28 protein-coding genes are annotated in these 23,088 nt (G+C 61.4%); 12 read left to right on the top strand and 16 right to left on the bottom strand.

The annotated features are described in order from the left end of the window. Positions 1–92: 92 nt before the first annotated feature. The 5 genes from NXC14_RS17125 to NXC14_RS17105 are packed head-to-tail and all read right to left on the bottom strand — an operon-like array spanning position 93 to position 4,219. The gene (locus NXC14_RS17125) at positions 93–887 is read right to left on the bottom strand and encodes a heme ABC transporter ATP-binding protein (protein ID WP_085779155.1); all 795 of its coding nucleotides are present in this window, start codon (positions 885–887) and stop codon (positions 93–95) included. A gap of 23 nt (positions 888–910) precedes the next feature. Beyond that, complete coding sequence (locus NXC14_RS17120) at positions 911–2,023, bottom strand: iron ABC transporter permease (RefSeq protein WP_085779154.1); 1,113 nt, start codon at positions 2,021–2,023, stop codon at positions 911–913. A gap of 2 nt (positions 2,024–2,025) precedes the next feature. Further along, positions 2,026–2,955, bottom strand: a complete 930-nt coding sequence (locus NXC14_RS17115) for an ABC transporter substrate-binding protein (protein ID WP_085780164.1) — start codon at positions 2,953–2,955, stop codon at positions 2,026–2,028. Between the two features lie 11 nt (positions 2,956–2,966). Then, on the bottom strand, positions 2,967–4,016 hold the full coding sequence (locus NXC14_RS17110; RefSeq protein WP_085779153.1) for a ChuX/HutX family heme-like substrate-binding protein: 1,050 nt from the start codon (positions 4,014–4,016) through the stop codon (positions 2,967–2,969). Between the two features lie 20 nt (positions 4,017–4,036). Then, on the bottom strand, positions 4,037–4,219 hold the full coding sequence (locus NXC14_RS17105) for a hemin uptake protein HemP (protein WP_085780163.1): 183 nt from the start codon (positions 4,217–4,219) through the stop codon (positions 4,037–4,039). 177 nt (positions 4,220–4,396) lie between these two features. Here NXC14_RS17105 and NXC14_RS17100 point away from each other — a divergent pair, with 177 nt between their 5' ends. The 5 genes from NXC14_RS17100 (at position 4,397) to NXC14_RS17080 (ending at position 7,420) form a co-directional block, all read left to right on the top strand. Further along, complete coding sequence (locus tag NXC14_RS17100; protein ID WP_085779152.1) at positions 4,397–4,822, top strand: hypothetical protein; 426 nt, start codon at positions 4,397–4,399, stop codon at positions 4,820–4,822. Positions 4,823–4,962: 140 nt separating this feature from the next. Next, positions 4,963–6,312 carry an energy transducer TonB gene (locus tag NXC14_RS17095; protein WP_085779151.1) on the top strand — a complete coding sequence of 450 codons (1,350 nt, stop codon included), beginning with the start codon at positions 4,963–4,965 and terminating at the stop codon, positions 6,310–6,312. Positions 6,313–6,419: 107 nt separating this feature from the next. Continuing rightward, complete coding sequence (locus tag NXC14_RS17090; protein WP_085779150.1) at positions 6,420–6,827, top strand: DUF2325 domain-containing protein; 408 nt, start codon at positions 6,420–6,422, stop codon at positions 6,825–6,827. Continuing rightward, the gene (locus NXC14_RS17085) at positions 6,824–7,096 is read left to right on the top strand and encodes a hypothetical protein (RefSeq protein ID WP_085779149.1); all 273 of its coding nucleotides are present in this window, start codon (positions 6,824–6,826) and stop codon (positions 7,094–7,096) included. The genes NXC14_RS17090 and NXC14_RS17085 overlap by 4 nt, the downstream gene beginning before the upstream one ends. A gap of 9 nt (positions 7,097–7,105) precedes the next feature. Continuing rightward, entirely contained in the window at positions 7,106–7,420 is a 315-nt protein-coding gene (locus NXC14_RS17080; protein WP_085779148.1) for an antibiotic biosynthesis monooxygenase, read from the top strand. Positions 7,421–7,684: 264 nt separating this feature from the next. Here the strand turns inward: NXC14_RS17080 and NXC14_RS17070 are convergent, their stop codons facing one another. Continuing rightward, the gene (locus tag NXC14_RS17070) at positions 7,685–8,056 is read right to left on the bottom strand and encodes a DUF423 domain-containing protein (protein WP_085779147.1); all 372 of its coding nucleotides are present in this window, start codon (positions 8,054–8,056) and stop codon (positions 7,685–7,687) included. Between the two features lie 2 nt (positions 8,057–8,058). After that, positions 8,059–8,448: a group II truncated hemoglobin gene (locus NXC14_RS17065; RefSeq protein ID WP_085780162.1), complete on the bottom strand. Its 390-nt coding sequence runs from the start codon at positions 8,446–8,448 to the stop codon at positions 8,059–8,061. A gap of 165 nt (positions 8,449–8,613) precedes the next feature. On the opposite strand from NXC14_RS17065, the gene NXC14_RS17060 reads away from it, so the two are divergent. From NXC14_RS17060 to NXC14_RS17045, 4 genes are all read left to right on the top strand, one after another. Beyond that, a complete protein-coding gene (locus NXC14_RS17060; protein WP_085779146.1) occupies positions 8,614–9,177 on the top strand; it encodes a TetR/AcrR family transcriptional regulator in 564 nt (187 codons plus the stop codon). Between the two features lie 19 nt (positions 9,178–9,196). Next, entirely contained in the window at positions 9,197–9,538 is a 342-nt protein-coding gene (locus NXC14_RS17055) for an SMR family transporter (protein WP_085779145.1), read from the top strand. A 194-nt stretch (positions 9,539–9,732) separates the two neighbouring features. Beyond that, positions 9,733–10,518: a ThuA domain-containing protein gene (locus tag NXC14_RS17050; RefSeq protein ID WP_085779144.1), complete on the top strand. Its 786-nt coding sequence runs from the start codon at positions 9,733–9,735 to the stop codon at positions 10,516–10,518. Between the two features lie 9 nt (positions 10,519–10,527). After that, positions 10,528–11,571 (top strand): Gfo/Idh/MocA family oxidoreductase, encoded by a 1,044-nt coding sequence (locus NXC14_RS17045; RefSeq protein WP_085779143.1) that lies wholly within the window; start codon positions 10,528–10,530, stop codon positions 11,569–11,571. A 149-nt stretch (positions 11,572–11,720) separates the two neighbouring features. Here NXC14_RS17045 and NXC14_RS17040 read toward each other — a convergent pair whose 3' ends face one another. The 6 genes from NXC14_RS17040 to NXC14_RS17015 all read right to left on the bottom strand — a co-directional run bounded on the left by NXC14_RS17040 (position 11,721) and on the right by NXC14_RS17015 (position 17,941). Beyond that, entirely contained in the window at positions 11,721–12,116 is a 396-nt protein-coding gene (locus NXC14_RS17040; RefSeq protein ID WP_064705948.1) for a DUF1236 domain-containing protein, read from the bottom strand. Positions 12,117–12,246: 130 nt separating this feature from the next. Further along, complete coding sequence (locus tag NXC14_RS17035; protein ID WP_085779142.1) at positions 12,247–13,359, bottom strand: ABC transporter permease; 1,113 nt, start codon at positions 13,357–13,359, stop codon at positions 12,247–12,249. Between the two features lies 1 nt (position 13,360). Then, positions 13,361–14,488 carry an ABC transporter permease gene (locus NXC14_RS17030; protein ID WP_085779141.1) on the bottom strand — a complete coding sequence of 376 codons (1,128 nt, stop codon included), beginning with the start codon at positions 14,486–14,488 and terminating at the stop codon, positions 13,361–13,363. Next, positions 14,485–16,230 carry an ATP-binding cassette domain-containing protein gene (locus tag NXC14_RS17025; protein WP_085779140.1) on the bottom strand — a complete coding sequence of 582 codons (1,746 nt, stop codon included), beginning with the start codon at positions 16,228–16,230 and terminating at the stop codon, positions 14,485–14,487. The genes NXC14_RS17030 and NXC14_RS17025 overlap by 4 nt, the downstream gene beginning before the upstream one ends. Further along, positions 16,227–17,240, bottom strand: a complete 1,014-nt coding sequence (hlyD, locus tag NXC14_RS17020) for a secretion protein HlyD (protein ID WP_085779139.1) — start codon at positions 17,238–17,240, stop codon at positions 16,227–16,229. The genes NXC14_RS17025 and hlyD overlap by 4 nt, the downstream gene beginning before the upstream one ends. Beyond that, positions 17,237–17,941, bottom strand: a complete 705-nt coding sequence (locus NXC14_RS17015; RefSeq protein ID WP_085779138.1) for a CerR family C-terminal domain-containing protein — start codon at positions 17,939–17,941, stop codon at positions 17,237–17,239. The genes hlyD and NXC14_RS17015 overlap by 4 nt, the downstream gene beginning before the upstream one ends. A gap of 177 nt (positions 17,942–18,118) precedes the next feature. On the opposite strand from NXC14_RS17015, the gene NXC14_RS17010 reads away from it, so the two are divergent. Both NXC14_RS17010 and NXC14_RS17005 read left to right on the top strand, forming a co-directional pair. After that, a complete protein-coding gene (locus NXC14_RS17010) occupies positions 18,119–18,439 on the top strand; it encodes a hypothetical protein (RefSeq protein WP_157131424.1) in 321 nt (106 codons plus the stop codon). A gap of 239 nt (positions 18,440–18,678) precedes the next feature. Then, a complete protein-coding gene (locus NXC14_RS17005) occupies positions 18,679–18,993 on the top strand; it encodes a hypothetical protein (RefSeq protein ID WP_085780161.1) in 315 nt (104 codons plus the stop codon). Positions 18,994–19,011: 18 nt separating this feature from the next. On the opposite strand, the gene NXC14_RS17000 is transcribed toward NXC14_RS17005, so the two are convergent. Next, positions 19,012–20,028 carry an NAD-dependent epimerase/dehydratase family protein gene (locus NXC14_RS17000; RefSeq protein ID WP_085779136.1) on the bottom strand — a complete coding sequence of 339 codons (1,017 nt, stop codon included), beginning with the start codon at positions 20,026–20,028 and terminating at the stop codon, positions 19,012–19,014. A 215-nt stretch (positions 20,029–20,243) separates the two neighbouring features. Between NXC14_RS17000 and NXC14_RS16995 the strand changes: the two genes are divergently transcribed. Further along, positions 20,244–21,200 carry an endonuclease/exonuclease/phosphatase family protein gene (locus NXC14_RS16995; protein ID WP_085780160.1) on the top strand — a complete coding sequence of 319 codons (957 nt, stop codon included), beginning with the start codon at positions 20,244–20,246 and terminating at the stop codon, positions 21,198–21,200. 24 nt (positions 21,201–21,224) lie between these two features. On the opposite strand, the gene NXC14_RS16990 is transcribed toward NXC14_RS16995, so the two are convergent. Together NXC14_RS16990 and NXC14_RS16985 are read right to left on the bottom strand one after the other, a co-directional pair. Beyond that, complete coding sequence (locus NXC14_RS16990) at positions 21,225–21,530, bottom strand: hypothetical protein (RefSeq protein ID WP_085779135.1); 306 nt, start codon at positions 21,528–21,530, stop codon at positions 21,225–21,227. A 130-nt stretch (positions 21,531–21,660) separates the two neighbouring features. Further along, complete coding sequence (locus NXC14_RS16985; protein WP_085779134.1) at positions 21,661–23,088, bottom strand: mannose-1-phosphate guanylyltransferase/mannose-6-phosphate isomerase; 1,428 nt, start codon at positions 23,086–23,088, stop codon at positions 21,661–21,663.

The following is a 23,088-nucleotide window of genomic DNA, read 5'->3' as shown; positions in this document are numbered from 1 at the left end:
CCACCGTCCGTTGCATGAATGATGTCGCCCGGCATTGACCCAGATCATTGCCGACAACGTGTTGAAGGGGCAAAAGTTCCGCCCGCGCAGGCTCAGGCATGGGAGAGGGCGCTGTGGGCGAGCACGAAAGGCGTGCCATCAGCCGGGATCTGATTGATCCGCAGCGCGCAGCCAAATACCGAAAGCATCGTCTCGTCGGTCAGCACCTCTTTAACTCTACCGGCGGCGGCGAGCCGGCCGGATTTCATCAGCACGATGCGATCGGCAAAAAGTGCTGTCAGGTTGAGGTCGTGCATGACGGCGATGACGCCGCCGCCGCGCTCGCACAACGTGCGGGCGAGGGACATGATGGTCAGCTGATGGCTGATGTCGAGGCTCGAGACCGGCTCGTCAAGCAGCAGCCAACAGGGCTTGCCATCAATGATGGGTTCCGAGATCTGGCAGAGCACGCGGGCAAGCTGCACGCGCTGCTGCTCGCCGCCGGAGAGTTCCTGGTAGAAGCGGCCTTCGAAACCGGTCAGATCGACCGAGGCGAGGGCGGCCGCCGTCGTCTGATCTGATTTGTCGGGGTGCGGGTTCAGGCCCGCGGTCAGGCCCATGCGGACGATCTCGCGCACAGTGAAGGGAAAGGAGATGGCGCTTGCCTGCGGCAGCACGCCGCGAATGGCGGCAAGCTGCCAGGGCTTCAGCCCCTTCACCTCATCGCCGTCGATGCGCACGGAGCCGTCATAGGCAAGCTCGCCGGAGATTGCTTTCATCGTTGTCGTCTTGCCGGAGCCGTTCGGTCCGGCGATCGCCGTCAGTTCACCGGCCTTTGCGCTGAAGGAGACGTCGCTGACGATTGATTTGCCGGAAAGGCGCACGGAGAGGCCGGACACTTCGATCATCTGCACGTCACTCACAAGGTTGCTCAGAGGGCAAGGCGCGAACGCTGCTTCAGCAGGATCCACAGGAAGAATGGGCCGCCGACCGCTGCGGTGATGATGCCGATCGGCAGCTCGGCAGGATCGACCAGGGTGCGGGCGAGCACGTCGGCGAAGATCAGCAGCGAACCGCCGAGAAGGGCTGCGGCGGGCAGCAAGAAACGATGATCCGGCCCAATCGCCATGCGCAGGACATGCGGCACGACGATGCCGACGAAGCCGATTCCGCCGCTGACGGCCACGGAAGCGCCGGTCGCGGCCGCGACGCCGACGATCGCGACATTCTTCAGCCGCTGCACCGGCACGCCCATATGAAAGGCGGCTGCCTCGCCGAGCGTGATGGCATTGAGGCCGCGCGCCAGGAAGGGCAGGACGGTGAAGGACAGGAGAATGATCGGGCCGGCGGTGGCGATCTTCGTCCAGGTGGCGCCGGCAAGCGAGCCCATGCTCCAGAAGGTCAGGTCGCGCAGCTGCTGGTCGTTCGCCAAGTAGATCAAGAGGCCGGTGAGCGCCAGCGCAAGCGCGCCGAGCGCGATGCCGGCAAGCAGCATCGTCGCCACCGAGGTCTGGCCATGCCGTGTCGCAATCCCGTAGAGCAGCAGCGTCGTCGCGAGGCCGCCGCCGAAGGCGGCCGCGGGCAGCGCATAGATGCCGAAAAATGCCTGGAGCGGGGCTGCGAGGCCGCCGCCGAGCACGATCATGGCGACCGCGCCGAAGCTTGCGCCAGAGGAGACGCCGACGAGGCCGGGATCGGCCAACGGATTGCGGAACAGGCCCTGCATCACCGTGCCGGAAACGGCAAGCGAGGCGCCGATCAGGAAGCCGAGGATCGCCCGGGGCAGGCGGATATCGAAGATGATGATGCGGTCACGGGCGCTGAGCGCCGTCTCCGTGCCCGTCATGTTGCGGATCACGTCGAGGATCGATGCATCCGAAGCGCCCGTCGTCACCGAAAACAGCATCGAGAAGACCGAGCCGGCGGCGAGCACGGCGATCGCCAGCAGGGCGAGCCGCGTCCGGTCGCCTGCCTGGCTGATATCACGCATCTCTTCCATCTGGAATGGTCGCCTTCGCTCCGTCATGGCTTGAGGCAGGGCCATGATCAGCCCCCGTAGATCGCCGCATTGAGGTCACGCACCGCGCTCGCCGTACGCGGGCCGAAGCCGAGCAGGTAGACGCCGTCCATCCGGATGATCGCCTTCTTCTCTCCGGCCGGCGTCAACGCGATTGCCGGCTGGGCCAGCAGGTCTTCGTTCCTGGTGCCGGCGCCGTCGCCGCGGTTCATCATCAGGATGATGTCGGGCTTGGCTTCAATGATCGCCTCGTCGGTAAGCGGCTTGTAGCCCGGAAATACGCCGACGGCATTGACGGCGCCGGCAAGCTTGATCATGCCGTCGGCCGCCGTGCCGGTGCCCGAGGCCATGATCCGGCCGTTCTGGGCGCTGAGTATGAAGAGAACGCGCTTGCGCTCGGCCTCCGAGCGCTTTTCGGCATCGGCGATCGCCGTGTCGAGATCGGCAGCGACCTTTTCTTCGAGCGTCTTTGCCTTGTCAGGCACGCCGAGCAGCGTGCCGACGCGGTCGATCTTGGCGATGATGCCGTCGCGGGTAAAGGCATTCGGCACCGTCTCGAACGGAACGCTGGCATTCTTCAGCACAACAAGCGCCTCCGGCGGACCGGAGCCTTCGACGGCGATGATCGCCGTCGGGTTCATCGCAAGGATGCCTTCCGGCGAGAGCGCCCGCATGTAACCGACATTCGGGAGCTTCAGCGCTGCCTCCGGATAGAGGCTCGTCGTGTCGCGGGCGATCAGCCGGCTTTCCTCGCCGAGGGCGTAGACGATCTCGGTGACGTCGCCGCCGACCGAAACGAGGCGCGACGTATCGAGCTTATTTTCCTCGGCGTGAGCGGTGCGGATGAAAGTGAAGTGCTTGCCGGCCGGCGCCGTCTGGATCAGCGGCAGCGCCATGACGGCGGCCGTCAGGGCCAGTTCCCAAAGGCGGATCCGGCGCAGGTTTTTACGCATCGTCATCGCTGTGGTCCTCATGCGGCGGCACTTGCTGCCCGCGGCAGGTTTTCCATGATCTCGCGCCATTCGGCGCGCTCGTCGGAGCCTTCCTTCCGCTTGCCGAAGAACTGGATGATCATCTCGCCCGCGGCATTGTAAGCCTCCAGCGAGGTGACGTGGCCGTCCTTGGTCGGCTTGCGCACGGCCCAGGTCTCGGCAATGTGATCCTGGCGCAAATGCAGGTGGAAGTTCGGATCCATGATGTTGATCCATGGACCCATCGCCTGCACGTTGAAGATCGGGCCGGAATGGATCTGGACGATCCCGTTATTGGCGACGAAGCACATGATCGGCAGGCCCGATTTCACCGAAGCATGCGTCATTCCCGCCGTCGCAGTGTTGTCGAGCTTCCAGGCATAGTCGTCGCCGACGGTGCGGATGGCCGCCTGGCGGCCGATCTTCAGGCGCTTCAGCATGCCGAAGAATTCGTGGGTATCGGTGAGCTTGCTCCAGTTGTCGCGCAACTCGTCGCGGCTGACATCGGCAGCTTCATCGGCGGCATTCGAGACCTCGGCCTCGAGCAATTCCTGCGACTGGTCTTCGAGTTTCAGCTCGGCGACGATCGCGTGATAGGCCTCGATATCAGAGTTTGGGCGCAGGTGAATCTTGTGCACCGCGTTGCCTGCCTTGTCGAAATATTGCAGGCTGAGGCGCTCCTGGTCGCCATCCTTCTTCGAGACGGCGAAGCCATGCTCCCAGCGGCTCGGGAAGATGCGCAGGTCGATATTCTCGCCGAGAACGATCGCGCTCTGCACGCCTGATTTGATGTTTTCGAAGACGCCGATCTTTTCGTGCACGGCGCTTTCGTTGCGCGACAGCGCCATCACTTCGCCGAGGCGCTCCACGCGCTCGAGAAGCTTCAATGCGCTGCCGTCGATGCGGGTGACGCTGATGCCGGTCTCGGCCGCGACGAGGGCTGCTTCGGAAATCTTCAGCCGGGCGGCCATATCGCGCTCGCGCATCTTCGGATTTTCGGCCCGAAACGCGCGGATTTCTGCTGGAGCCGGTCTTTTCTGCTCGGTCATGTCTTACCTACTTATTGGCCCTATTTATTGAGAATGAGTTTGCCCTGGCGGGTGATCTTCAGGCGGTAAACCAGCCCGTCGTGTCTGATCATGATCTCGTTCGTGCCGCGGAAAAGATCCGCGCTTTCGACGATCCGGTGCTGCGCCGCCGGCTGGTTGGGCATTGGCGCATGTTTAAAGGTGTCTGGCTTTTCAACCATCATTTCGGTTGGCAATTCCGTGAGGCCGGCGATCAGAAGGTCTCCGGCTGCGTTTACAATTAACTTGACTTTCTTACTCATAGTTTTTTAAAGACGCAATAGAAGACTAACGTAGTCAAGTTTTTGAGATTGCTGATACGAAGCCGTCCGCTGACGGCTCGCGACAATGCGGAGAAGATGATGACGGGTAGGTTTGCGGCCGTTGCGGCCGGCTTGGTGATGACGGTTGCAGGCGTAGCCCAGGCGCAGGAGGCGGCGCCCGCAGCCTCCCTCGATGTCGAACTCAACGCGCTGGCGCCCTCGCAGAAGGGCTGCATGATGACCTTCGTGGCGCTCAACAAGCTGCCCGCCGCCATCAACAAGGTTTCCTTCGAGCTCGCCTTCTTCAACGACAAGAATGCCGTCGACCGCATCACCGTTCTCGATTTCCGCGATTTGCCGCAGGGCAAGAAGCGCGTGCGCCAGTTCGACATGCCGAATGTCAAATGCGAGAGCGTGACCCGCATCCTCATCAACGACACGCCGGTCTGCGATGGGCCGGCCGCCGGCGAATGCATGAAGGGTCTCGTCACTCGCTCGCAGATCTCCGTTCCCTTCGAAGGTTAGAGCATTTCGGAAATGCTCTAACTCTTTGGTTTTACGCAATTCCGGACGCAAAACCGCTGCGCACTTTTGCTGGAATTGCTCAAGAAGACGCCGGGCATGAACCCCGGCGGACTTGTTTCCGGCTGTCCGAGGCGTAAAGAATGGCGATTTCAGCGAAATCCAAATCGAGACACGTGCTCATCGGGGAGGCGGACGCCGACACCAGCCTGAATGACAACACGCCCGGCATGCACCCCGGCCACGAACTTCCCGAACTGCGAAACGCGCAGCGGCAGCCGGCGGGGGAGACGGTCATCCATTACACACGTTTTGCACAGATCTCTTCCTTTCCCGACCATCCGGAAGCCGAACCGGCCGCTCCCGCTTCTGCGCCGCCAATGGATGCGGCGGTGGAGAAGCAGGAAGACGAGCAGAAGCCGGTGCGGCAGCGGGTGGCGCTGACGTGTGCCGGTTCGTTCCTTTTTCACGCAGGTTTGGTGGTTGCTCTCAGCTTATTTGTGTCACGACCCCCGGACGAAGCAATCGAAGACGCTGGTGAAGCTGTCAGCGTCGTCGTTTATGGCGATTCTGACGTTAACCAGACATCGGCGGGTGATCCGGAATTAGAACGGCAGCCTGAGCAAGTTGCGGCGGAAGAAGTTGAACCGACTACAGTTCAATCGGAAGAGGCCACTGAGCTAAATGCTGCGGCCGTGCCGCCGGAGCAGATCCAGCCAGTAGAAACCGCAACGACGGAGTCCGTGCCGCCGGTGCAGGACGTTACGCACGTTTCCCCTAAGACCGTTGTTGCCGCCGAGCCAGAGGTGCTTGTCTCCGAGAGTCCTGCAGAATCTTCCGTCATTCAGCCGACGGCGACGCTCTTGCCCGAACAGCCGACGCCTGAAGCCCAGCGGGCATTAGTACCGGCAGAGATAGCGCCAATGGCGCTACAGCCCACCGAAGTTCCGCCGGAAGAAATAAAACCTGTCGAGACTGCAGAGACCTCGCCGGAGCCTGAAGAAAAGCCGGTGACAAAACCGAAGCCAAAGGCTGACAAGCCGAAACCGGTCAAAAAGAAACAGCTCCATAAGAAGGCAAAACCTGCGGGTGGGGACAAGGGCTTAGATCGTGAAGACCGGACGAGGGGCGTGGTCAGCGGTCAGAACGGGCCGGAAATTGATGGAACATCAACCGCGACGGGCGGAAGTGATGGAGTGGGAAGCACGGCCGTAGCCAACTACCCGGGCAAGGTACAGAAGCGGATCCGGCGCGCTGTTCGCGTACCCAATGAATACAAGAACAAGGGCGGTAGTATCACCGTCAGGGTTCAATTGACGATTAACGGGACCGGTAGGGTGGCATCGGTTTCCGTTGCTCGCAGTTCGGGTGTTGCGGAGTTGGATAAAGCTGTTTTGGATGGTGTGCGGCGCGCGGCGCCGTTCCCACCTCTGCCTTCCGAATGGGGGAAGGCTAGCTGGACCTTTTCCCAGGAGGTCCAGGTCACGAGATAATATGATAAAGATAATCAACTTTATACTTTACTGCAAAAATCAAGTTTAGTAAGGTCCATCCGCACACGCAGGAATCGTGTGACGATCAACGAGCGAACGGGTGGCATATGGCTCGCAAGGGCAAGAAGGGATCGAACCGGGAGGTCCGCGACAGTGCGGGCGAGGAGGCCGGCCAGGCATCCAACGGACGAACCAAACTGGATGGCCGCAGTTTCCTTTATGTCGGCGGGCGCGACTGCCAAGTGGCGCATCTGCGCCAGATCGCCAGCAATTTCGGCGCCGAACTCATTCATCACGATGGCGGCCTGCGCGAGGCGGTTTCGCGCATCGACACCTTGCTTCCCTCTGTTGATTGCGTGTTCTGCCCCATCGACTGTATCAGCCATGATGCCTGCCTGCGCGTGAAGACCGGCTGCAAGAAGTTCAGCAAGGCCTTCATCCCGCTTCGAAACGGCAGCAAGTCCAGCCTGGAACGTGCGCTGCAGACGATGAACGAACGAGACAATTCCCGATGAACGACAAGTGCCCCGACGGCTTGACCATGATCGGCCTGCACAAGCTCGCCGCGCAGAGCGGTGGCGGCCTCGTGCCCGAGCTTTACGAGCTTTTTCAGCAGTATGCCGAACGCCGGCAGATCTACCAGAATGTGACGCTGTTCCCGATCTGGGAGGCGCGAATGCCCGGGGAAGCGGCGACAAGACCGCTTGGCGCGGCGGCGGCAAATGGCAATAATATTCTCGCCTTTCCCTCGCCTGCTGTAAGGGCCGCCAAGAGGAAGGCGTAAGGAGACTTCATGTATATCGCAATGAATCGCTTCAAGGTGGTAACCGGAACCGAGGGCGATTTCGAGACGGTCTGGCGCAATCGCGATTCCAGCCTGGCCGCGGTGCCCGGCCTCGTCGAATTCCGCCTGCTGCGTGGCAAGGTCAATGAAGAAGAGGAGTATACGCTCTATTCCTCGCACACGGTCTGGAAGAGCGAAGAGGATTTTCAGAACTGGACGAAGTCCGAGAATTTTCGCGCGGCGCACCGCAATGCCGGAGACCGCAAGGCGATGTATAAGGGTCCGCCGGTTTTTGAGGGTTTTAATGTGGTCGACGGGATTTGATGGCAGTTTTTACGAGTGGAAGGCGAGGCGTTCCCCACGCTCATTCCTGTGCCCGTCACAGGAATCCAGCCACGGCGCGTCCGTCCCGTGAATGACCCGTAGGGCCTGAAGAGAGTCTCCCGCGCCCAAGGACTTGGGCGCGCTGGATCCCTGTGACGAGCACAGGGAAGAGAGGGCAGCGGACTCCCATCAGCCGCTCAGTTTGCGGATGGATACTCTGCTGCAACGTACCCTCATAGACAAGCGGCCGAGTTTTCCAAGCCCCTAAAACCGCACGCGAAAGACAGCACCTGCCGCCACAGCCAGCCAGCCGAGCATCATCGCCCAGCCGCCGGTCGGCGCGGCGTAGGGGAAGAGGCCGGAGCCGGAGAAGCGGAGCGTAACAAGATCGCCGGCAAAGAGCAGGGTTCCCACGATCATCAGAAAACCGGCGAGCCAGGCGGTTTTGAGCTTGGCGGTGCCGAGGGCCAAAGCGAGCAGGGCAGGGGCGTGTGCAAGGCACATGGCGGAGGCGGATGCCGCAAGGTTGGCCTCACCGCCGCCATGGGCGGCAAGCGCGGCGAGCGCCACGCCGGCCACGCCGAACAAGCCGGCGAAGAGATAGAGCACCGGCTCGATGCGCGCGTTCAGGCTCATGACTATTCCTTGTTCTGCATATGATAGGCAAGGCGCTCGACCGGCGCCCAGATGAGATCGCGCAGCGCCTGACTTGCGATCGTCTCGTCGAGCGCGCGGCGGAAGCAGAGCAGCCATTCGTCCCGTTCGATAGGCCCGATTTCGGCAACGAAATGGCGGCTGCGCAGGCGCGGATGGCCGCGCTTGTCGATATAGAGCGGCGGGCCGCCGAGATAGCCGGTCATATATTCGTAGAATTTCTCTTCGCTGCCTTCGAGGCTCGGCGGGTGTACGGCACGCACGTTTTTTGCCTCCGGCAGCGTATCCATCAGCGCATAGAAGCGGTGCGTCAGCGCCCGTACGGCGGCATTGCCGCCGATCGCTTCGTATAGAGTGGTGACCTTCTCCGTCACGAAACCATTCCCCGATATCATTCTACTCCCGATCCTTCATGCACCTGATGGAAAACAACCACAACTGTCATCAAGGTGCCGCGGCATTTCGCGCATGATGCCTGGGGCCAGGGGTTTGCAGCGATTCTCCTTGACAAAACCGTCTGGACGGTATCTTTATGACGCATGTCAAACGCTCATCACCGCAAGAAACAACCGGCTCTCGTGCGCCAGGAATTGCTGGAGGTCGCAGCGCGCCTTGCCGCCAGCGAAGGCATGGCGGCCGTGACACTCGATGCGGTCTCCGCCGCCTCCAGCGTCAGCAAGGGCGGATTGCTGCATCACTTCCCGACGAAGAATGCGCTGCTCGACGCGCTGTTCGAGAGCCTGCTCGAAAGGTTCGATGCGGATATCGAGGAACTGATGCGCGGCGATCCCGTGCCGCAGGGACGCTTCACCCGGGCCTATCTCAGGGCGGTCTCCGGTCTCAAGGATCGTCCCGACGATTCCAGGAGCTGGACGCAGGTGACGATCGCGCTTCTCGCCGAACCCAGGCTGCGCCTTCGCTGGCGCCAATGGGTGCAGGCGCGGGCTGAGGAATATGTCGGCACCGACTCCTCGCTCGATGCTCAGATCGTGCGGTTCGCCGCCGATGGGCTGTGGTTTGCCGACACGTTGGAGAGCCATGACATCAGCAGTGCCCTGAGGCGGAATCTCATCAGCCGTCTTGTCGAGCTCACGGGAAAGTAATCCGAAAAAGGAATTCGTCATGAGCCAGGCCGCCATCTACGGGCTGCTCTTTGCAGCCGTCGTGCTCGAAGTCATCGGCACTACGGCGCTGCAATTGTCGCAGCAGTTTACCCGCATCGGGCCGACGGCGCTTGTCGTCGCCTGTTATGCGGCGGCCTTCTATTGCCTGTCCTTGACGCTGAAGAGCATTCCCGTCGGCATCGCCTATGCGATTTGGAGCGCTTTGGGAATCGTGCTGATTTCGTCGGTCGGCCTGATCTTTTTCAAGCAGCGCCTCGACCTGCCGGCCATTGTCGGCCTCGGGCTGATCATATCGGGCGTCATCGTCGTCAATCTGTTCTCGAAATCCGTTTCTCATTGATTTCATTGTTATATCTCAGAAGGCTCTCCGGAGTCTCACGAGAGAAAATTTCCCCTTTGTCAAACTTCTGACAAAGCGTTATGTGTTGCTCGGACGTTATGGAGATCGAGGCGCACCCAGCGCCTTTTTCCAAAGCGCTTTGAATTCTGCCTTTCCCGCCTAAACGATCCTTCCAGCTTCCAGAGGAGCACAGCATGGCCATACGCACCGTTGTGTGGGGTGAAAACATTCACGAGAATACCAATGCGATCGTCCGGGGCATCTATCCGGAAGGCATGCATATGACGATCGCCAATGCGCTGAATACCGATCCTGGCATCTCGGCGACGACGGCGACGCTGCAGGAGCCGGAGCATGGGCTGAGCGAAGCCCGGCTTGCCGAAACCGATGTCTTGACCTGGTGGGGCCACAAGGATCACGGCGCGGTGTCAGACGTCGTCGTCGAGCGCGTCGCCAAACGCGTCTGGGAAGGCATGGGCCTTCTCGTGCTGCATTCCGGCCATTTCTCGAAGATCTTCAAGCGGCTGATGGGAACACCCTGCGCGCTGAAATGGCGCGAGGCGGGTGAGCGCGAGCGGCTGTGGACGATCAACCCGCGCCATCCGATCGCCGCCGGCATCGGCGAGCATTTCGAGCTGGAGAACGAGGAAATGTATGGCGAGCAGTTTTCGGTGCCGGAGCCGCTCGAAACCGTGTTCATCTCCTGGTTCCAGGGCGGCGAAGTGTTCCGCTCGGGCCTGACCTGGCGCCGCGGCGCCGGCAACATCTTCTATTTCCGCCCCGGCCATGAGACCTATCCCACCTATCACGACGCCACCGTCCAGAAGGTGCTGATCAACGGCGTCAAGTGGGCCTACAACCCTGAAGGCGCGTTGACTGGCATTGCCGACGCTCCAAATGTGCCGGTGGAAAAGGCATTGGAGCCGATCGTCGAACGCGGCCCGAAACTGCACCAGGCCGGCGAAGCCGGTTACCGCTGAGGAGCATCCATGCGACTACTCGTTCTTGGCACGGGCGTGATGGCGAAAAGCCAGCTCACCCACTTCAGCAAAATCGACGGGGTGACGGTGGTTGGCGCCGTCGACACCGATCCCGACCGGCTTTCCGCCTTTGCCGACAAGTTCAATATCGAAAAGCGGTTTCATTCGTTGGATGAGGCGATCGCCTGGGGCGAGTTCGATGCGGCGACGAACATCACGCCCGATCGCATCCATCACCCGACCACCATGGCGCTGATTGCGGCCGGCAAACATGTGCTCTGCGAGAAGCCGTTGGCGGAAAACTATCCTAAGGCGCTGGAGATGACGGAAGCGGCCGAAAAGGCCGGTGTCATCAACATGGTGAACCTCACCTATCGCAACGTTGCGCCGCTGCAACGTGCCCGCGAGATGGTGCTATCAGGCGAACTCGGCACGATCAAGCATGTGGAGGCCTCCTATCTCCAGAGCTGGCTCGTCTCGCGCGCCTGGGGCGACTGGCGTACCGAATCGACCTGGCTGTGGCGGCTTTCCACCGGCCACGGCTCGAACGGGGTGCTCGGCGACGTCGGCATCCACATCCTCGATTTCGCTGCTTACGGCGCCGCGACCGACATCGACCACGTCTTTGCCCGGCTGAAAACCTTCAACAAGGCGCCGGGCGGCCAGATCGGCGAGTATATGCTCGACGCGAATGACAGCTTTACCATGGCCGTCGATTTCGCCAACGGCGCGCTCGGCGTCATCCATGCCAGCCGCTGGGCGACGGGCCATCTGAATGAGCTTAAGCTGCGCATCTATGGCGAAAAAGGCAGCCTTGAAGTCATCAATCGCCCGGCTGGGTCCGAGTTGCGCGGCTGCCTCGGAGAGGATGCCGAGACCGCCAGCTGGAAGGAGATCGAAGCGCCGCCGGTGCCAACCAACTACCAGCGCTTCGCCGAAGCGGTGGCAAGCGGCATCCAGCCCGACCCGAACTTCCGCCACGCCGCCAACCTGCAGAAGGTCCTCGATCTCGCCATGGTGACGGAGCGCGACCGGCGCGAGCTGAAAGTCTGATCTCCGCTTGGGATATGGAAGCCGCCGTTCAGACGGCGGTTTGCCGTGCTATCGCGCGCCGATTGATTGTTGGTGCAATCGTAGAAAAAAGCCCCGCCGAAGCGGGGCCGGAGGTAGTCGAGCCGCAGCAGGCGGTCTCGATCGCTTGATTATTCGATGACCTGCACGACTCTATGGGTGCGGGGTTCAACGATCACACGACGATCGTTGACGACCGTATAGGCGTATTTGGGGTTGTCGGGCACCGGAGTGACGACGACATCCGCCGGAAGCGGCTTGCCGACGACGATCGGCTGTTCAACGACCACGCGGGAGGTCGGGGCCGGCTGCTGCTCGACATAGGTGACGACCTCGCGCGGCGGCGGGTCAATAGCGGCACCGGCGACACCGCCGGCGATGCCGCCTACTGCGGCACCCACAGGACCACCGACGATCGCGCCGGTGATAGCGCCACCAGCTGCACCGGTGACTGCTCCGTCAGCCAGAGCGTTGGTGGCAAGCGACGACAGCGCAAGGGCGCCGGAGACAAGTATGATCTTGTACATTTTGCTTCTCCTTTGCTGGGGTTGCACTCGACTAACGACGTCGCCAAATCGAGGTTCCCGCAGCAAAGAGTCACGCTTTGGAAGGCGTGTTTACATTCTGTGAGGCGGCCGCTGCATGTGTGGGACGGGGTTATTCCAGGCGCCGGCGGAAGAGCCAGGCAGCGGCGCTGAGCGTCACTGTAGCGATCAGCGCCAGTGGGATGGTCTGGTTCACCACCTCGCTCAAAGGGATATCCTTGAGGAATACGCCTTTGACGATCACCAGGAAATAGCGCAGCGGATTGACGTAGGTTATCGGCTGCAGCCAACCCGGCATGTTTTCGATCGGGGTCGCGAAGCCCGAGAGCAGCATGGCCGGGACCATGAACAGGAAGGCGCCAAGGATCGCCTGCTGCTGCGTCATCGACAGCGCCGAGATGAAAAGACCGAGGCCGGCCACAGAACCGAGATAGAAGATCGCGCTGCCGTAAAGCAGGAAGAGCGAGCCGCGCAGCGGCACCTCGAAGAGGAAGACGGCTGCGAGGATATAGACGGTTATATGGAAGAGACCGATCATCATCGGCGGGATCAGCTTGCCGATCAGGATCTCGTGCAGGCGCAACGGGGAGACCATCAGCTGATCGAAGGTGCCGAGCTCGCGCTCGCGGGCGATCGACAGTGCCGTGACGATCAGGCCGATCAGGAGCGCGATGCTGGCGATCAGGTTCGGCACCATGAACCATTGATAGGTGAGGTTCGGGTTAAACCAGTTGCGCGGCACGAATGAGACGGTGCTGGCGCCGGCGCGTTTGCCGGCCGGCGTCTCGGCAGCAAGCGCCGCACCGATCTGCGAGAGGTAGCCCGCGACGATCTGCGAGGCGTTGGAGCGGCGGCCGTCGAGCACCACCTGCAGGTCGGTCGGCGTTCCCGCTTCGATATTGCGGGAGAAATCCGGGCCGATTTCGATCGCGGCGATGACCGTCTGATTGTCTATCGCCACCTGGACCTCAGCCTGTTCGGCGGCGATCCCGATATTGCGGAAGGTCGGCGAGCCATCGATACGCTCGATCAGCTCCTGGCCCCAATGGCCGTTGTCGCGGTTGAGGATCATGACGTCCACATTGCGCACTTCGAGCGTCGCCGCATAGGAGAAGACGAGGAGCTGGACGACCGGCGGGCCGATCAAGATGGCGCGTCCCTTGGGGTCGCGCAGCACGGCGAGCAATTCCTTGACGATGAGGGCGTAGAGCCTTGTCCATCCCATCTCAGCCGATCCTCTTTCTGGTGCTGCGTGCGGCCAGGACGAACATGACGCCGCCGATCAGCAGCATGACCGAGATTGCCTGTCCGAACATCGGCCAGATGTCGCCAGCGAGAAACACCGTCTGCAGGCTGGGGATCAAGTAGCGGGCCGGCACGATGAAGGTGATCCACTTGATGATCCTGGGCATGGAATTGATCTCGAACAGGAAGCCCGAAAGCAGGAAGGCCGGCAGGAAGGCGGAGATCAGCGCCAGCTGCGAGGCGAGAAACTGGTTCTTGGTTGCCGTCGAGATCAACAGGCCTTGCCCCAGCGCCGGGATCAGGAAGGCGGCCGACAGGGCATAAAGGCCAGCGACCGAGCCGCGGAACGGCACGCCGAAGAGAAAGACCGCAAGCAGAACGCAGAGCGTCATCGACGTCAAGCCGAGCAGAAAATAAGGCAGGATCTTGCCGGCAAGCAGCTCGACGGCCGTCACCGGGGTCGCCATCATTGCTTCCATCGTCCCGCGCTCCCATTCGCGGGCGACGACGAGTGAGGTCAGCAGCGTGCCGACCAGCGTCATGACGATGGCGATCGAGCCCGGCACGAGGAAATTGCGGCTGGTCAGCTCCGGATTGAACCAGAAGCGCTGCTCGACTGTGATGGCGGGACTGTGGGAGGCGACGTCCGCCTGCCTCTGCTGTTCCCAGTTGGCAACGGCGCCCTGCGCATAGTTCTGGACGAAGTTCGCCGTGTTCGGATCGGAGCCGTCGACAATCACCTGGACCTGCGGGCGGTTGCCGGCGGTATAACGGGTGGTGAAATTGGCCGGGATGACGACGATGCCGCGCACCTTCCCGATCACGAGATCTTCTTCGAACAGGCGGCGGTCACGGCTGATCGCCACGTCGAAATAGCGCGAGGCCCGGAAGCTGGCCGCGAGGTCCTGCGTCAGCGGCGTCATCTCCTCGGTCACGAGGCCTATGCGGGTACGCGTTGTATCGAGCGAGACGCCGTAGCCGAAGAGGAAGAGCAGGATCAGCGGCAGTACGAAGGCGATGAGGATGCTGCTCGGGTCGCGGATCGCCTGGAAGCTTTCCTTGCGCACCAGAGCTGCAAGACGCCGGAGCCGGCGGGAGGAAATGCTCATGCTGCATCCTCCGCTTCCGATTGCTGCACCAGCGCGATGAAGGCGTCCTCCATCGTCGGGTCCGGCGCATCCTTTGTCGCGACACGTGCCTTCAACTCATCGGGAGAACCGAGCGCGATCGAACGGCCGCGGTAGATCAGCGAAATGCGGTCGCAATATTCCGCCTCGTCCATGAAATGGGTGGTGACGAGCACGGTGACACCCTTTTCGACCAGGCCATTGATATGCGTCCAAAACTCGCGGCGAGTGATCGGATCGACGCCGGAGGTCGGTTCATCGAGGAAGAGGGCGCGCGGTTCGTGCATGACGGCGCAGGCAAGTGCCAGGCGTTGCTTGAGCCCGAGCGGCAGATCCTTGGCGGCGTCGCGGGCATGGCGGCCGAAATCGAAAATGTCGGCCATCAGCTCTATGCGCTCGCGCCTGCGCTGGCCGCGAAGGCCATAGACGCCTGCGAAGAATTCCAGGTTCTGCATGACTGTAAGATCGCCGTAGAGAGAGAATTTCTGCGCCATATAGCCGAGTTGGTTGCGTGCTTCGGCGGCATCGCGACGGAGATCGAAACCGGCGACGCGGCCTTCGCCGCCGGTCGGCTTCAACAGGCCGCAGAGCATCTTGAAGGTGGTGGACTTGCCGGCGCCGTTCGGACCGAGCAGGCCGAAGATCTCGCCGCGGCGGATATCGAAGCTGATGTCGTCAGCGGCGGTGAAATCGCCGAAGCGCTTGGTCAGGCCCCTGGCCTCGATCACCGGCCGGTCACCCTCGGCTTTCAGCGGCTCTTGCGCTTCGGCAAGCCGGGAGCGGCCGCGGGGGCCGCCGCCGAGCATATCGACGAAAGCGTCCTCGAAACGCGGTGGGGCGGGGGAAAGCGATGCGCCGTCGCCGGCCTTGCCGATATCGGGGGTCTTGCCGCTGGCCGCGACGAGGCGGATCGCCTCGCCCTGAATCACCCCGTCGATGACGCCATCGGCCTGCAGGAGTTCGGCGAGAACCTGCCGATGGCGGCCGGTGACATCGGAGACCCGGAAGACGCGGTCGCGGACGCGCTCGGTCATTTCATTCGGTTTTCCCGAGAAGAGCAGTTTTCCCTGGTTCAAGAGCAGCACGTGGTCGCAGGCTTCGGCCTCATCGAGATAGGCGGTCGACCAGACCACGCCTATGCCTTCCCTAGTCAGGTTCTCGACCATCTTCCAGAGGTCGCGGCGCGAGATCGGGTCGACGCCGACGCCCGGTTCGTCGAGCAGCAGCAGGCGCGGCTTTTTCAGAAGCGCGCAGGCAAGGCCGAGCTTCTGTTTCATGCCGCCGGAGAGCTTTCCAGCGAGCCTGCCGGTGAAGCGTTTAAGGTCGGTGAAGGTCAGCAGCTCGTCGAAGGCGCCGGTGCGTTCGCTCTTCGGCAGGCCGCGCAAATCGGCATAGAGGTCGAGGTTTTCCTGCACCGAGAGATCCTCATAAAGACCGAAGCGCTGCGGCATGTAGCCGATCGCCGTCTGAATGCCGGCGGCGTTCTTTCTGGTGTCGAAGCCCAGCACTTCCATCGTTCCGGCGTCGGGCAGCATCAGGCCGGTCATCAGCCGGATCAGCGTCGTCTTGCCGGCGCCGTCGGGACCAACGAGGCCGGTGATCGCGCCGCCGCCGATGACGCCGGAGACGGCGTTAAGGGCTGCAGGCGCATCGCCGAAGCGTTTGGTAACGCCGTCGATCCGAACGAGCGGCCTGGCGTCCCGACCGGGTTCTGGGGCAGTCATTGTCCGCCTGTCGGCGGCGCGGACAGCCGCACGGTGACCGGCATCCCCTGCCGCAGGTCGGGGCCGGGCCTGTCGATGACGATCCTCAGGCGATAGACGAGATCGGTCCTCAGTTCAGGCGTCTCCACCGACTTCGGCGTGAATTCGGCGACCGGCGAGATGAAGCCGATGGTGCCTTCATAGGGTCTATCCGGCTGGGTATCGGAGGTGACGGATACTTTCATGCCGGGGTGGACGCGGCCGAGATCGGGTTCGGCGACATAGCTGCGCACCCAGACCGGCTCTGTCAGGGAGAGCACGAAGACGGTATCGGCCGGCGAGACGATCGCGCCATTCTCCCGCACCCGCGAGAGGATGACGCCGTCGTTCGGAGCGCGCAGTTCGGTATCTGCGAGCGAGGTTCGAGCTGAGGCGAGGGTGGCCTCGGCGGCCTTCAGCTGGGCGTCGGCGGCGGCGATGTCCTCGACGCGCGAGCCTTCCTGCAGCAGCTTCAGCGCCTCGATGGCGGATTGCGAGCGGGCGGCGGCCATCGCCTTTGCGGCGGTCGCCTGGTCGAGGTTCGCTTCGGAAATCGTGCCCTGCGGGCGAAGCTGGCGGGCGCGGTCGTAAGCGAGATTGGCATTCTGCAGATCCGCCAGGCTTTCGTCGTAGGCAGCTCGCGCCTGAGCGATCTCGGTCGACCGCGGGCCAGCCTTCAGCTTGTCGAGCGTCGCGCGAAGAGCCGCGGCATTGGCCTCGCCGGAGCGGACGGCGAATTCATAGGGCGCAGCGTCGAGCTTCGCCAGGACCGTGCCGCTCTTGACGACATCGCCCTCGTCGACGCGCAGTTCGGAGAGGCGGCCGCTGACGCGGAAGCCGAGCGAGACCTGACGGATATCGACATTGCCGTAAAGGACGAATTCGCGACGCGCCTCGGGCAGCCAGCCGAGCCTTTCGGGCAGGCCGTACCACCAGGCGGCGGCACCTGCGGCAAGGAGGAGAAGAATCACGAGGAGAAGGATGCGTTTCATGCTGCGCCTCTTTTCGGCGGGCCGATGACATCGACCAGTTCGGCAGCAAGGCCGCGCAGGATTTCCACCTGTTCCGGGCCGAAGGCGTCCCATTCCATCTGCGCGAGTACGGAGGCATGGGCGAAGCGGAAGATGAGGATGCTGCCGACGAGGTTGAAAGTGCGCAGACGCACATGTTCGGACGCAGGATCCTCGCCGAGAATGGCGCCGACCAGGCGCCGACCCATTTCGATCATCGGCCTCATGATGCCTCGATAGACCCGCTTGAAAGCTTCCGTCGGCTCCATCTGCTCGCGGATGAGGAATCGGGCCCAGGGTTCCGATTCCTTGGCGACGAAGAGCGTCACCATGGTCTGGAGAACTTCAGTCAGGAAAAGGCGGGCGTCGGCTTCGCCGAGCGGCTCGCCGGCCGCGTCGAGCGCCACCAGATGCGCTCCGATGCGCGCCCTCATGCCGCTGACATGCGCATCGATCCTCATCATCAGATATTCGGCGGTGGCGATGTAGAGGCCTTCCTTGCTGCCGAAATAATAGGGGATCGCCTGCAGGTTGACGCCGGCGGCTTCAGTCAGCTGGCGCGTCGAGGCGCCATCGAAACCGTAGCGCCCGAAGACATCGAGAGCAGCGGTCAGCATCTTCTGGCGCGCGATCTCGGCGCGGGCGGAGGCCGGGGGATTTGGAGTGTCACTGTTCTGGGTCATGACGGATTCATAACACCGAAGCTGTAGTAAGTCAATCGAATGATATGTTCTAGATGGCGGACCGCTTCGGACGCGGAAAAGGGCACGTTATGTCATCTCAGAGCTCGGGATGGCGGCTAAAGCGGTGCAGCGTCACGGAAGCGCAGAACCGCTCCAACCTTTTTGGATTTGTGCCGGATGGAAACCGCTTCGCACTTTTTTGGGATTGCTCTAACAGTGGGAAGCACCATTGACGACACTGATGCGTCCGGCGCCGACCGCGGGGAACGAAGAGCCGTTGTTTTTCTCGTTACGCGCTCATTTTTTGACACAAAACTGCCTTGCTCCTTCCCTATCGCCAGTGCGATGCGTATCCAAATCTATATTATCGCGCTCCTGCTCAGCGCCATCATGTGGTCGATCTCGTTCGATGCGGCGCGAGAGTCCTATCATGCCGCGCAGAGCGCGGGCCTGATGCCGAACCTGCATATCAACAAGAAGCTGGATCGCATCCTCTAAGCTGCGATTCGCGTCCGGGCATCGCTTCAGCCGCGGCGTGGCTGGTTTCGTCAGGCATGTCGATGTCCTTCCGTATAGAAAGTCAAATTTCCTAAAATTTGACCGATCCGCTTAAAAGCCCTGCAAATACTGACGTGTAGAGTGTTCTCATGAAGGCGGCCGAAGCGTGGACAGACGCATCGACCGCTTGGATCAGGGCGAGAGGAAAGCCCTGCGATCCGAAAACGGGGACTTTCGACATGCAGAAAACTCTTGCCGCCATCGCCTTGACCTCGAGCATAATTGCGGCTGCCGGGCCGGCCCTCGCCATCGGGCCTGCCGGTCTTGCCCAAGACCTGATGTATACGTCTGCCATCGGCCGTTCGCCCGAGATTCCGCTGACGACACGTGTGGGTTTCGTGCGGCCGAGCGTTCCCTTCGTTCTGCGCAGCCCGGCTGCCATCGAAGGCGAGGGCTATCGGCTCAAGGCCTATTCGAAGACCGTGACTTTTGCCATCGACTATGTGTTTGCAAAGACTATCGGCACCGTGGAAGCGCTCGCGTTTCTGCGCTAAGTCGCGAGGATGTTTGGATTAAGCGTCTAGTTCGCGACGAACCTCGAGATACCATTCGACGAAGGCTTTGACGCCGACATCGAGCGTTGTGCCGGGCTTGTAGCCCGTCAGCGCGACGAGCAGATCAGGGGCGGCGAAGGTGCGCGGCACGTCGCCCTTCTGCATGGCCAGCATCTTGCGGATGGCAGGACGGCCGAGCGCCTTTTCCACCGTTTCGACAAAATCCATCAGACTGACAGGCTGGCCGCCGCCGATATTTACGATGCGGAAAGGCGCCTGTCGCGAGAGCGTTTCGATGCTCGCGTCGGCCAAACGATTCTCTTCGCGCGGCGCAATGGCCGAGAGCCTGACGATCGCTTCGATGAGATCGTCTATATAAGTGAAGTCACGGCTCATATTGCCTTCGCCGTAGATCTCGATCGGCTGGCCATCGAGCATGTTCTTGGCGAATTTGAACAGCGCCATATCGGGCCGGCCCCATGGACCATAGACGGTGAAGAAACGGAAGGCCGTCGTCGGAATCTTGTGGAGATGGGCATAGCTGTGTGCCATCAGCTCCATCGATTTCTTCGTCGCGGCATAGATGGTCAGCGGTTCGTCGGCACGGTCGGTTTCGCGGAAGGGGACAGTCGCGTTGGCGCCATAGATCGATGATGTCGAGGCCAGCATCAGATGGCGGACTTCAACCCGTCGGGCGATTTCCATGATGTTCCAGGAGCCTTCGACGTTCGAATGTATATAGGCTTCGGGATTTTCCAGGCTGTAGCGGACTCCGGCTTGCGCGGCGAGATGGATCAGGATGTCAGGCGCGGCCGCAGAGACTGCCGCCTCCAGTGCCGGCCGGTCCTCAAGCATTGATATGACAGGCCGGAAGGCCGGAAACTGAGAGAGTGCCGCGTGACGCATCTCTTTCAGCTTGACATTGTAATAAGGAGTGAGGCCGTCGAAGCCCGTCACCTCATGCCCTTCCTGCAGCAGGCGCCTGGCCAGGTGGAAACCGATAAAGCCGGCAGTGCCTGTAATGAAGTAGCGCATTCCCACCTTTTTCTCGGCTCCCTGCCGCCGGCAAAAGCCGATTCTGTATAAAATGGGCCCCACTTACAGGATAAGAAGAGGGCGAGTCGATAGGCCTCTGAAAGATAAGCTCTGACCGGCGCCGCTGTCGTCGATGCGGGACGTTATGCTGCATTGCACCATGGCGGCTTGCATGTTATGGGCGGCGGGTCGTCTTGAGCATGATGCAGGAACCGATGAGAAACATAATTTATTGGATTCTCTCAGCGTTTCTGACCCTGGCGATCGCGATCGTGTCGCTGCGCTATCTCACGAACTTCTGGCTGCTGTCCTTCGTCTACAGCTTCCAGATCCATCTCGGCCTCGCATTCGCCGCCGCCAGCCTCGTCATCCTGGCCGTCAGAAGACATGCTTACGGCTTTGTCCTTCTGCTCGCCTCGCTGCTTCTCACGGCGCACGGCGTTATCATGCTATGTGAATTTGCGGAGGACGACAGGGGAACGGGAACGGCGCCGCTTTTCCGTCTGATGTCGTTCAACGTTGCGATTGATAACTGGAAAAATTCGACCGCCATCGCGGATATGGTGATCGCTTCGAACGCCGATGTCGTCAATCTGCTCGAAGCCAAGCCGCTGACGTTCCATCTGCAGCGATTGTTCAAGGTCTATCCGTATCATATCGGCTGCGACAACGGCAAAGACAGCTGCGATACGCTGGTGCTGTCCAAACGCCCGTTCGTGACCCGCCAGGTCGCGAGCATCGGCAGCTTGCGGAAAGACAGGCTGGTCGCAGCGAGCGTGGATTTCGGCGGGCAAACCGTCAATCTCGTATCGGCCCATCTAACCAAACCCTATTTCGACGATTACCAGATAGAAGAGTTGGACGATCTCAGCAAAGCGCTTGATGCGATCTCAGGTCCGCTGGTGCTGTCCGGCGATTTCAATTCGTCGTCGATCGCTCCCAGCATTCAGGCTCTCCTGCGCAAGCAGAAGCTGAAGACTATGGCGCCCGAACCGGCGACATGGCCGATCGCCGCCGGTCGGTTCGGTATCGCCATCGATCACATATTCGCGCGCGCGCCGCTTCATCTGACGTCGTTGAAGCGCCTCGACGATAATCTCGGCTCCAACCATTCAGGGCTGATCGCCGAATTCGTTGTCGATAAGAGCGGCGAGACGGCGCTGGCACGATAACAGGCAAGATAAGCCGGGCTGAAATTAGAATCTGGTTCGGCCGCCCTTGCGGTCGATCATCTGAAAATTCTTGCCGTCAGTCTTCACGTTGACGCAGTCGGTCGACTTATCGGGAAACCGGACACAGACCTCGCCATTGTTGATCTTGTAGCCATTCTTGCTGCCCTCGCGATATTCATAGCCGTTGCTGCTTTCTTTCAGCTCAGACGTGCCGGGCAGATGCTGTCGGATTTCCGCCTCGCTTGCGGCGCGCATGTTCGCCGTTTGCGCAAAGGTCATTGCCGGCAGCAGGATTGAGAGAAATCCGGCGAGGGCGGGCAGGGTACGCATCAGAGGACATCTCCTGTGAGGTCTGTCGGCTCATTCTACGAGAATTCCGGCAGGGAATTCAACAGGGATGGTGGTCATGCCGCAAGCGCCGGCGGGCTGATAGGACCCGCCGGCCGTTCCAGCGCTTGGCTTACGTTCTTCCGAATTCGTCGACGATGCGGATGATATCGTCCTCGCCGAGATAGGAGCCCGTCTGAACCTCGATGAGCTCGAGAACGATCTTGCCGGGATTGGCGAGACGATGGACTTCTCCGAGCGGGATATAGACGCTTTCGTTCTCACGCAGCATCTGCACATTGTCGCCGATCGTCACCTCGGCCGTTCCCTTGACGACGACCCAGTGCTCGGAGCGATGGTGGTGTTTTTGCAGCGAAAGCTTCTTGCCCGGCGTGACGAAGATGCGCTTCACCTGAAAGCGGTCGCCGTTGAAGATAGAGGTATAGCCGCCCCACGGTCGGTAGGATGTCGGATGCGTTTCGGCAAATTTCGCCGTCGCCGAGGAGGAGGCCAGCATCTTGACTAATTGCCCTACGTTCTGGCTGTCCTTGAGTGGTCCGACATAGACGGCGTCTTCGCTGGCGATGACGGCGACATCCTCCATGCCTTGGACGGCAAGGTGCACGCCATGGGTCATGACCAGCGAGTTGCGGGTATTGACGACGGTCGTGTTGGCCGCGGCGACATTGCCGTTATCGTCGCGTTTGCCCGATTTCCAAACGGCATCCCAGCTTCCCATGTCCGACCACCGGAATGGTGAGGGGACGACCGCGGCCTTCGACGTCTTTTCCATGACCGCATAATCGATCGATATATCCGGGCTCTTGGCGAAATGGTCGGCATCGAGGCGGGTGAAGTCGAGATCGCGGCTTGCCTTGGAAACAGCCTTGCTTGAAGCCTTCAGCACCTCGGGCGCATATTCCTGCAGCTCGGCAAGAAGTTCCGTCACCGGGAACATGAAGATGCCCGAGTTCCAGTAGAAGCCGCCGTCGGCGAGCATCCGCTGGGCTTCGTCCAATGCCGGCTTCTCGACGAAGCGGCTCACCTTGTGAGCGCCATTATCAAGCGCATCGCCGATCTCGATATAGCCATAACCCGTCGCCGGCTCGGTCGGGTTGATGCCGAAGGTGACGAGCCTGCCATCGGCCGCCGCCTCGCGAGCGATGCGGATACAGTCGAAATAGCTCTTGTCGGCGAGGATTTCATGATCCGAGGCGAGCATCTGGATGATCGTGTCCTTGCCGAAGAGCTCGGCGGCGAGCGTCGCGGCAGCGGCGACCGCTGCGGCGGTGTTGCGGGCAACGGGCTCGAGCAGCACGGCGGCGAGCGGAATGGCAAGTGCGCGGGCCTGCTCGGCGACCAGGAAGCGGAACTCCTCATTGGTGACGACGATCGGAGCTTCATAGAGCTCGGGATCGGAAACGCGTTCGAGCGTTTCCTGAAACAGCGTCTTATTACCCACGAATTGGATGAATTGTTTCGGCGCGGTCGCACGGGAAAGCGGCCAGAGCCGCGTGCCTTTGCCGCCGGCCATGATCACGGGAACGATTTTCTGCGTCAT

The sequence above is a fragment of the Rhizobium sp. NXC14 genome (genome assembly GCF_002117485.1).
Classification (GTDB): domain Bacteria; phylum Pseudomonadota; class Alphaproteobacteria; order Rhizobiales; family Rhizobiaceae; genus Rhizobium.
The sequence above is the reverse complement of the archived record's forward strand: the minus strand, read 5'-3'. Positions and strand labels throughout refer to the sequence as shown.

What these genes read in the sequence shown, in the direction of transcription:
- NXC14_RS17125 (WP_085779155.1), bottom strand. Translation starts at nt 887, where the DNA reads ATGATCGAAGTGTCCGGCCTCTCCGTGCGCCTTTCCGGCAAATCAATC.
- NXC14_RS17120 (WP_085779154.1), bottom strand. Translation starts at nt 2,023, where the DNA reads ATGGCCCTGCCTCAAGCCATGACGGAGCGAAGGCGACCATTCCAGATG.
- NXC14_RS17115 (WP_085780164.1), bottom strand. Translation starts at nt 2,955, where the DNA reads ATGACGATGCGTAAAAACCTGCGCCGGATCCGCCTTTGGGAACTGGCC.
- NXC14_RS17110 (WP_085779153.1), bottom strand. Translation starts at nt 4,016, where the DNA reads ATGACCGAGCAGAAAAGACCGGCTCCAGCAGAAATCCGCGCGTTTCGG.
- NXC14_RS17105 (WP_085780163.1), bottom strand. Translation starts at nt 4,219, where the DNA reads ATGATGGTTGAAAAGCCAGACACCTTTAAACATGCGCCAATGCCCAAC.
- NXC14_RS17100 (WP_085779152.1), top strand. Translation starts at nt 4,397, where the DNA reads ATGACGGGTAGGTTTGCGGCCGTTGCGGCCGGCTTGGTGATGACGGTT.
- NXC14_RS17095 (WP_085779151.1), top strand. Translation starts at nt 4,963, where the DNA reads ATGGCGATTTCAGCGAAATCCAAATCGAGACACGTGCTCATCGGGGAG.
- NXC14_RS17090 (WP_085779150.1), top strand. Translation starts at nt 6,420, where the DNA reads ATGGCTCGCAAGGGCAAGAAGGGATCGAACCGGGAGGTCCGCGACAGT.
- NXC14_RS17085 (WP_085779149.1), top strand. Translation starts at nt 6,824, where the DNA reads ATGAACGACAAGTGCCCCGACGGCTTGACCATGATCGGCCTGCACAAG.
- NXC14_RS17080 (WP_085779148.1), top strand. Translation starts at nt 7,106, where the DNA reads ATGTATATCGCAATGAATCGCTTCAAGGTGGTAACCGGAACCGAGGGC.
- NXC14_RS17070 (WP_085779147.1), bottom strand. Translation starts at nt 8,056, where the DNA reads ATGAGCCTGAACGCGCGCATCGAGCCGGTGCTCTATCTCTTCGCCGGC.
- NXC14_RS17060 (WP_085779146.1), top strand. Translation starts at nt 8,614, where the DNA reads ATGTCAAACGCTCATCACCGCAAGAAACAACCGGCTCTCGTGCGCCAG.
- NXC14_RS17055 (WP_085779145.1), top strand. Translation starts at nt 9,197, where the DNA reads ATGAGCCAGGCCGCCATCTACGGGCTGCTCTTTGCAGCCGTCGTGCTC.
- NXC14_RS17050 (WP_085779144.1), top strand. Translation starts at nt 9,733, where the DNA reads ATGGCCATACGCACCGTTGTGTGGGGTGAAAACATTCACGAGAATACC.
- NXC14_RS17045 (WP_085779143.1), top strand. Translation starts at nt 10,528, where the DNA reads ATGCGACTACTCGTTCTTGGCACGGGCGTGATGGCGAAAAGCCAGCTC.
- NXC14_RS17040 (WP_064705948.1), bottom strand. Translation starts at nt 12,116, where the DNA reads ATGTACAAGATCATACTTGTCTCCGGCGCCCTTGCGCTGTCGTCGCTT.
- NXC14_RS17035 (WP_085779142.1), bottom strand. Translation starts at nt 13,359, where the DNA reads ATGGGATGGACAAGGCTCTACGCCCTCATCGTCAAGGAATTGCTCGCC.
- NXC14_RS17030 (WP_085779141.1), bottom strand. Translation starts at nt 14,488, where the DNA reads ATGAGCATTTCCTCCCGCCGGCTCCGGCGTCTTGCAGCTCTGGTGCGC.
- NXC14_RS17025 (WP_085779140.1), bottom strand. Translation starts at nt 16,230, where the DNA reads ATGACTGCCCCAGAACCCGGTCGGGACGCCAGGCCGCTCGTTCGGATC.
- hlyD (WP_085779139.1), bottom strand. Translation starts at nt 17,240, where the DNA reads ATGAAACGCATCCTTCTCCTCGTGATTCTTCTCCTCCTTGCCGCAGGT.
- NXC14_RS17015 (WP_085779138.1), bottom strand. Translation starts at nt 17,941, where the DNA reads ATGACCCAGAACAGTGACACTCCAAATCCCCCGGCCTCCGCCCGCGCC.
- NXC14_RS17010 (WP_157131424.1), top strand. Translation starts at nt 18,119, where the DNA reads ATGGAAACCGCTTCGCACTTTTTTGGGATTGCTCTAACAGTGGGAAGC.
- NXC14_RS17005 (WP_085780161.1), top strand. Translation starts at nt 18,679, where the DNA reads ATGCAGAAAACTCTTGCCGCCATCGCCTTGACCTCGAGCATAATTGCG.
- NXC14_RS17000 (WP_085779136.1), bottom strand. Translation starts at nt 20,028, where the DNA reads ATGCGCTACTTCATTACAGGCACTGCCGGCTTTATCGGTTTCCACCTG.
- NXC14_RS16995 (WP_085780160.1), top strand. Translation starts at nt 20,244, where the DNA reads ATGAGAAACATAATTTATTGGATTCTCTCAGCGTTTCTGACCCTGGCG.
- NXC14_RS16990 (WP_085779135.1), bottom strand. Translation starts at nt 21,530, where the DNA reads ATGCGTACCCTGCCCGCCCTCGCCGGATTTCTCTCAATCCTGCTGCCG.
- NXC14_RS16985 (WP_085779134.1), bottom strand. Translation starts at nt 23,088, where the DNA reads ATGACGCAGAAAATCGTTCCCGTGATCATGGCCGGCGGCAAAGGCACG.